The sequence below is a fragment of the Leptolyngbya sp. FACHB-36 genome, assembly GCF_014695955.1.
GTDB lineage: Bacteria > Cyanobacteriota > Cyanobacteriia > Leptolyngbyales > Leptolyngbyaceae > FACHB-36.
This window is the reverse complement of the sequence record NZ_JACJPG010000437.1, coordinates 1-6,296: the sequence shown is the minus strand read 5'-3', so window position 1 is coordinate 6,296 and position 6,296 is coordinate 1. Positions and strand designations below refer to the sequence as shown.

Annotated in this window: 6 protein-coding genes and 1 pseudogene; 4 read left to right on the top strand and 3 right to left on the bottom strand. The window is 52.9% G+C overall.

Annotation, left to right across the window (positions count from 1 at the left end; all coding sequences use genetic code 11):
• Positions 1 to 150: pseudogene (locus tag H6F43_RS12445) on the top strand (dihydropteroate synthase); the annotation flags it as partial.
• 50 nt (positions 151 to 200) lie between these two features.
• On the opposite strand, the gene H6F43_RS12440 reads toward H6F43_RS12445, so the two are convergent.
• Positions 201 to 2,120 carry a GAF domain-containing sensor histidine kinase gene (locus H6F43_RS12440; RefSeq protein WP_190343071.1) on the bottom strand — a complete coding sequence of 640 codons (1,920 nt, stop codon included), beginning with the start codon at positions 2,118 to 2,120 and terminating at the stop codon, positions 201 to 203.
• Positions 2,121 to 2,310: 190 nt separating this feature from the next.
• On the opposite strand from H6F43_RS12440, the gene ndk reads away from it, so the two are divergent.
• The gene (gene ndk, locus H6F43_RS12435; protein ID WP_190343070.1) at positions 2,311 to 2,760 is read left to right on the top strand and encodes a nucleoside-diphosphate kinase; all 450 of its coding nucleotides are present in this window, start codon (positions 2,311 to 2,313) and stop codon (positions 2,758 to 2,760) included.
• A gap of 396 nt (positions 2,761 to 3,156) precedes the next feature.
• On the opposite strand, the gene H6F43_RS12430 is transcribed toward ndk, so the two are convergent.
• Positions 3,157 to 3,894 carry a DUF475 domain-containing protein gene (locus tag H6F43_RS12430; protein WP_190343069.1) on the bottom strand — a complete coding sequence of 246 codons (738 nt, stop codon included), beginning with the start codon at positions 3,892 to 3,894 and terminating at the stop codon, positions 3,157 to 3,159.
• A 302-nt stretch (positions 3,895 to 4,196) separates the two neighbouring features.
• Here H6F43_RS12430 and psaM point away from each other — a divergent pair, with 302 nt between their 5' ends.
• The gene (psaM, locus tag H6F43_RS12425; protein WP_015187266.1) at positions 4,197 to 4,292 is read left to right on the top strand and encodes a photosystem I reaction center subunit XII; all 96 of its coding nucleotides are present in this window, start codon (positions 4,197 to 4,199) and stop codon (positions 4,290 to 4,292) included.
• Positions 4,293 to 4,563: 271 nt separating this feature from the next.
• Positions 4,564 to 4,983, top strand: a complete 420-nt coding sequence (locus tag H6F43_RS12420; protein WP_190343068.1) for a hypothetical protein — start codon at positions 4,564 to 4,566, stop codon at positions 4,981 to 4,983.
• Between the two features lie 27 nt (positions 4,984 to 5,010).
• Here H6F43_RS12420 and H6F43_RS12415 read toward each other — a convergent pair whose 3' ends face one another.
• A complete protein-coding gene (locus tag H6F43_RS12415) occupies positions 5,011 to 5,802 on the bottom strand; it encodes a tetratricopeptide repeat protein (RefSeq protein WP_199290316.1) in 792 nt (263 codons plus the stop codon).
• Positions 5,803 to 6,296 lie beyond the last annotated feature (494 nt).

Sequence of the window (6,296 nt, the reverse complement as noted above, 5' to 3'; positions counted from 1 at the left end):
AATCAGCCCGACCCAAAGCAGCGCGTGTGGGGCACCGCAGCAACCTGCTGCGCGGCGATCGCGGGCGGTGCAGACATTCTGCGCGTGCATGACGTACGAGAGCTGCGCGATGTCTGTCGAGTTGCCGATGCCATTTGGCGAGAGGGATAAGACGGCTGTTTGAAGCCTAAATCTAGAATTCAAGACTCAACCGTCATTTCTTACTCCTTACTGACCGCTCCTGCCAGCGGCAGCGTAAACCAAAACCTCGATCCAGCACCCGGATCGCCGGTTACGCCAATTTGTCCCCCATGAGCGGTGATAATTTGCCGACAGAGATACAAACCTAAACCAACTCCCGTCGATTGCGATCGACTGCCGCGTGCGTAGCGCTCAAACAAATGATCGCGCATGTCTGCCTCCATACCAGCGCCATTGTCTTGCACAATGCAGCGCAGCATATCGTCTTCGATCGTCGCATCCAAAACTAATTCCAGCCCCAGTCGATTGTGATTTAAGGCGTTGGTGAGCAAATTCTCGTACACGCGGCGCAACTGTAGCGGATCGGCTGTCACAGGTGGCAGCGTGGCGAGAACTCGATTCACCAGCGTTGCCTGGTTGGTTAGTAGTAGCGGATCGAGGTCTCCGACGATCGCCTGGATCAGCTTGTGGAGATGCAGCGGCTCGTAGTGCAGCGTAATTCCTCGCACATCGCTAGAGTGCGCCTCTAGCAGCGAGTTAATCAGGCTTAACTGGTGCTGACCACTGTGGATTACGCGCTCTAAAACAGCACGGGGCACCGCGATCGTGGAATCTGTCTGCTTTCTAAGCAAATTCGACATCACCAGCAGCGTCCCCATTACAGGCGTCCGTAAGTCATGCGAAAAGGCATGCAGAAATTCGTCTTTTAGCGCTTGCAAGTCTTGCAGTTCCGCGTACTGCTGGCGCAATTCCTGCGTGCGCTGCTCGACTTGCTGCTCCAAGTCTGTATTGAGACATCGAAGTTCTTCGTAAAGTTTTGCCTGTTGAATGGCGATCGCCACTTGAGTAGACAACTGCTCCAGCAAATCAATTTCAAAGCGCTGCCACTCGCGCGGTCCTGTACACTGAGTCACCACCAGCAACCCGTACAACTGCTCTGTGACCGTGAGCGGAACAGCAATCCCTGCCCGCACCTGAAAATCCACAAAATCTTGCGCGATGACTGGCGGCAGCGTTACCCCCGCCGAATCGTTGATTACATCGATGCAGCCGTGGACAAAATAGGCTTCGATCAATTCCACGTGATTATCCGCCAGCGGCGTCCACTCGCGAATTGAGCGGTAGCGATCGTCCACCGACTCTGCCAGCACCATAGTTTTGGACGAATCAAAGCTAATGATGTGCACGCGATCGGCCCCCAGAAACTCGCGCACCTCTGCCACGGTTGTATCTAGAATTTGCTGCAAGTCCAGCGATCGCCGAATTCGCTGCGCCATTTCTCCCAGGAGACGATCGCGATGGGCGTCACAGTCGAGCGCCGCCGATAGCTGCCGATACGCCACCACTCCGCCCAGCGTCGCCGCCAGCGTCATCAGCGCGGCTTCCTCATCTGGCGACCACTGCCGCTCGGTGTGGCAGTCGCTAAAGCCCATCACGCCCCAAAGCTTCCCGTGGACTGGAATCGGCACCAGCAGCATCGACTGAATTTTGAAGGATTCAAATAGCTGCCGCTGCATTCCGGGCAGTTCGCGGATTATAACGCTCACCGAGTGGTTGGACTCGACAACTCGCTGCCAGTCTTCCAATCCGTACCTGCCGTAGCAAAAGTTTTGCAGCAGCGGATTTGCCAGCTGAGGCAGTATTCCGGCATCAACCCACTCAAAGCGGCGACTCATGGCAGGTTCGCCCGTTTCTGGGTGGGGATGATACTCGAAGATATACACGCGATCGACCTGCGTGACCTGCCCCAAAATTGCGAGTGCTTGGTTAATCGCCGTCACGCGATCGCAGCTCGTTAACAGCACGCGAGTCGCTTCTGCTACACCTTGAAGCAGTGTCTGCCAGATCCGCGAGGAGTTGGGCGATGACCAGTGGGGCAACGCTGGCTCTGAGCAAGAGGGGTCACTCGCTTGCAACGCTTCATCAAGAATGTTTTCCATCGCGCTTCTCCTACTGACACCGCGTGGGTGTAGTGCTCAGCTCACCGAAAATTCTTATTGAGAAAATTCTAACGGCAAACTCCCAATTCCTGGAGTCGCGATCGTCACGACTTTTGCTATGACGATCGTCACCCCACACTTTCAGCTAATCTGGACGTGGTAAAACTTGTGGAACAGGTAGGAGCTCGCTTTGGAACGCACATTTTTGGCAATCAAGCCTGACGGCGTACAGCGCAAACTCATCGGCGAAATCGTCCGCCGCTTTGAGACGAAAGGATTCACGCTGGTTGGCTTAAAGCTGGTGAATGTCAGCCGTGAACTGGCAGAAACCCACTACGGCGTGCACCGCGATCGCCCGTTTTTCGGCGGCTTGGTCGAGTTCATCACGTCCGGTCCGGTGGTAGCAATGGTATGGGAAGGCGAGGGCGTAATTGCCTCGGCGCGTAAAATCATCGGCGCAACCAATCCACTGAACTCAGAACCGGGAACGATTCGCGGTGACTTTGGCGTTAATGTAGGACGCAACTTAATTCATGGCTCTGATGCGCCAGAAACCGCCCAGCAGGAAATTAGCCTCTGGTTCAAGGACGAGGAACTGGTTAACTGGCAACCCAGCCTAATGGCATGGATTCACGAGTAGTGAGTAGAGTAGGGTAGAGGGCGCTCCTAGGCGACCCCGCAGAAATTTTGAGCAACGTTGGATTGCGGCAATCCCCTTAGCTAAGTTAGCAAGGCTGCCGCAATTTTCTTTAAAGCTAAGAGGTAATTGACTGTACGAATAGTTACAATCGCGCCCTGAGCGGAGTCAAAAGACGTAACCGCTTGCTAAACAAATCCGCTGCCTGAACCAAGTCGAAGACAGCGGACTGTTTCCAGAAACCTTTTTAGTTAACTTGCCTCTGATGCAGAAGCGTAGGATTCTTGAGTTTTTTCCGACCTAATCAATGGGAAGAAAAACGTCTGTGAGAGTCCGTATCCAGTTCATTGATCAGCGTGTGGTCTATTTACGTCAGACTCTTGCCTCAACGCGTTGCCTCTACTTCTTCACTTCTGCGGACTCTTCGGCTTCAACTGGATCGGCAGCCACTTCCAAGTTCGGTTGGGTTCGCTCGGAAAACCCCCAAGCGAAGATGAGTGCAATCATGCCAACCATCAGCCACTCAGAAGGAACTAGTTGAGGGTTGATAACCCGTACAAGAAGTCGCAGACCGACTAGAGCAACTGTGATATACCCCGCATCTTCCAGATGCGCAAATTCATCTAACCAACGAATGAATAATCCTGCCATGAATCGTAGGGTGATGATGCCGATCGTTGCGCCCAGCAGAATCAGCCAAATTTCCTGCGAGATTGCGATTGCAGTCGTGACACTATCAAGGGAGAATGCCAGATCCGTAATCGCAATCATTGGTATTGCCTGCCAGAGCGACGTAAAGCGAGGACCGTGGTGCGATCGCTCTCCATCTTCGTTGGAGCTAGACGTAAAGTACTGTACCACCAGCCACAGTAGGTAAAGTGCCCCTGCCAGTTCAACCTGCCAGAATTTCATCACCCAGGTCGCCGTCAAAATCAGCGTCATCCGCAGCACGTAGGCAAGCACCAATCCAATGTTTAGCGCTCGCTGCTGAAGCTTAGGATCCTGCAAGCCTTGCGTTAGAGCAGCAAGGGCGATCGCATTATCTGCCGACAGCACTGCCTCCAGGGAAATCAGCACGGGCAGCAGCAGCAGCGTTTCAAGGCCAAAATCAGAAGAATTCAGAAAGGTATCTAGCATCAACGGTGTTATCGCAGTAGTGCCTACTCAGGACGGCTTAAAGTAATCACCGTCTCAAAACGATGACTACTTTACCAAGCCTAACAGTTCAGTGAGAACAGAAAGAGGGTGAGAAGTAGAGACTCAGCCGTCAGGAGTCTTAATATTCATCATCCGATCGTTATCCATACACTCGATCCATTTATTCCCCCACGTTCACGTCGCACGTACTCAACTATTGCAACTTGTAACAAAAGTATTCCAGAAACCAGCGTTTTAGCGCACATTGAGGAACGATAAACCCTACCGCAAGGAGTTTTGACATGTCAATATCGGATACTCAAGTCTTTGTCGCACTAGTCGTAGCGCTGATCCCAGGCGTTCTGGCTTTTCGTTTAGCGACTGAGCTTTACAAATAGCATCGTTTCGTAACGTTGTAGAGATAGCCTGTTTTGTCGGTCTGGCTCTAGAATCTTTCGGGTATTTCTTCAAGAAACCACCGGGAGCCTAAAGTCGATCGCCGAGACAGGCTTTCTGCCTTCTAAACGGGTCTTGAAAAAAATCTGGCTAAGTAGTTGCCAATTTAGGCCGCGTTGACTTTAATGGACTAGTTCAAATTGACGACGCGAAGGGTTGCTCGCCAGATGCCCTTTCTCCTGTTTTGCTTGCTGTTGGAGCGGACCGATTACCATGTATGCACTTCGACCGAATTCTTCCCCTGAACCACTCAGACGCTCCCGAACGGCTTCGCAACCTCGCCCGAATCCTCACCGATCGGTCACCGTTGAAGCCACCATTAAGCTGACCGTGAATCTGGCGTTATCCTCAGCGGCGATCGTCGCGCTGGTGCAGCTACTTCCGTACCGAACATCCCAAGAAGCAAAGCTGCAGGAGCTTCATGCTGCCGTACAGTCATCGGCTGTGCGGCTCCAGAAATCGAAGCGGCAGTTCACGCGCTACTTTGACCCCTACCAAGCGCGTGCCATCATGCAGGAGCAAAGCAACCGCGTAGACGCGCAGCAGCGGCAGATTATCTGGCAGGAGCCAAAGAGTGTAGCCGTCGTTAAACCCGCTAAGCCTGTTGTATCGGCTCGCGTACGTGGCTATTGAAACGGCGCTATTTAGGCATTCGAAGCATTAGGCGCAGAGAGAACCGAGTAGTTCTTGTAGCCAACCCTGAACCTGCGATCGCAAGCGTCGAGACACTGAGGTAGAGTCAGAGCTGTGGGAAAGTCCAGCGATCGCGCGCTGATAATCAGCAACGGCGTAGTTCCAGTCGCCCGCTAGGTGATGGGCACGACCGCGCTCTGCATAAATGTGCCCTTCTAGTTGAGTGGGCGTTTCGGCAGTCTCAGCGACGCTCAGGAGTTGGTTAACTTGCAGCGCTAAATCAAAGTTTTCGATCGCTTGCTCAAACTGTCCCAGTTCGCGGAACGTGATGCCTTGATTGATCCAAGCGTGGATGTTAGCAGGATCGAGGTCGATCGCAGTTTCGTAGTCAGCAATCGCGGCTTCGTGGTTTCCCAAAGCGGCGTAGCAGTTTGCTCGGTTGTTGTAAACTTTTGCCAGTTGGGGGTCGAGCTGAATTGCTTGGTTGTAATCGGCTAAAGCGCGCTCCGGTTGACCGTTCTGAAAGTGCATTAACCCGCGGTTGCTATAGTGGCTGGCGCTGTCGGGGTCTTGTTCGATTAATTGGTCAAACAGCGCGATCGCGTCGTCATACCGACCCTGCTTGGCACGGGTAAGCGCTTGTTGACGCAGCAGACGCCTTGAGTCGGATGCCGACAGCAAGGGGTTCGTCGCAACCTTCGCCGAGTGGGATAGCGATCGCGGTTGGCGGCTGCAACCGTTAGAAACGCTAGCAGCAACGACTGAGAAGGGGCGAGGTGATGTGCTGGTTTGGTTGCGTGGAAACATGCGGGTGCTCATGCCAAACTCACTGGGCTTACGAATTAAGAGTAGGAAGTTTCACAGAGAAGGGGCTCTATCGATGTGGCACTTGCTGATGTGTCTAGAGTCAGATTTTGTTAAGAGCGGTAGATCCGCACTTAGCAAGTATTTAATTGCACATCGATGAGCAGTTGCTTCTCCACGATGGGTTCTAGAAGATCTACAGCGTGACAAGCTGCAATTTCTGAAATGGAATCGCTTTAGTAAATAGGGTCGATCGGACGGTGCCACTCCGAAGTTGGTAGAATGCAACCCAGCGACTCATCAATTACCAGACCACAATTCATCGATAATTTCCTTATGACGACTGCACCTCTTATCTCCAACGCTCCGGATATTTCTACGGATGATTATGTGGTGATGGGTTTAGCGACCTGCTTCATCAAAGACGACGACGGTGTGCATGAAGTCCAGATTGTTGAGCCAATTCCCTCGGCGGCGTTGGAGGCGATCGTGAAAGGTATCCCCACCTC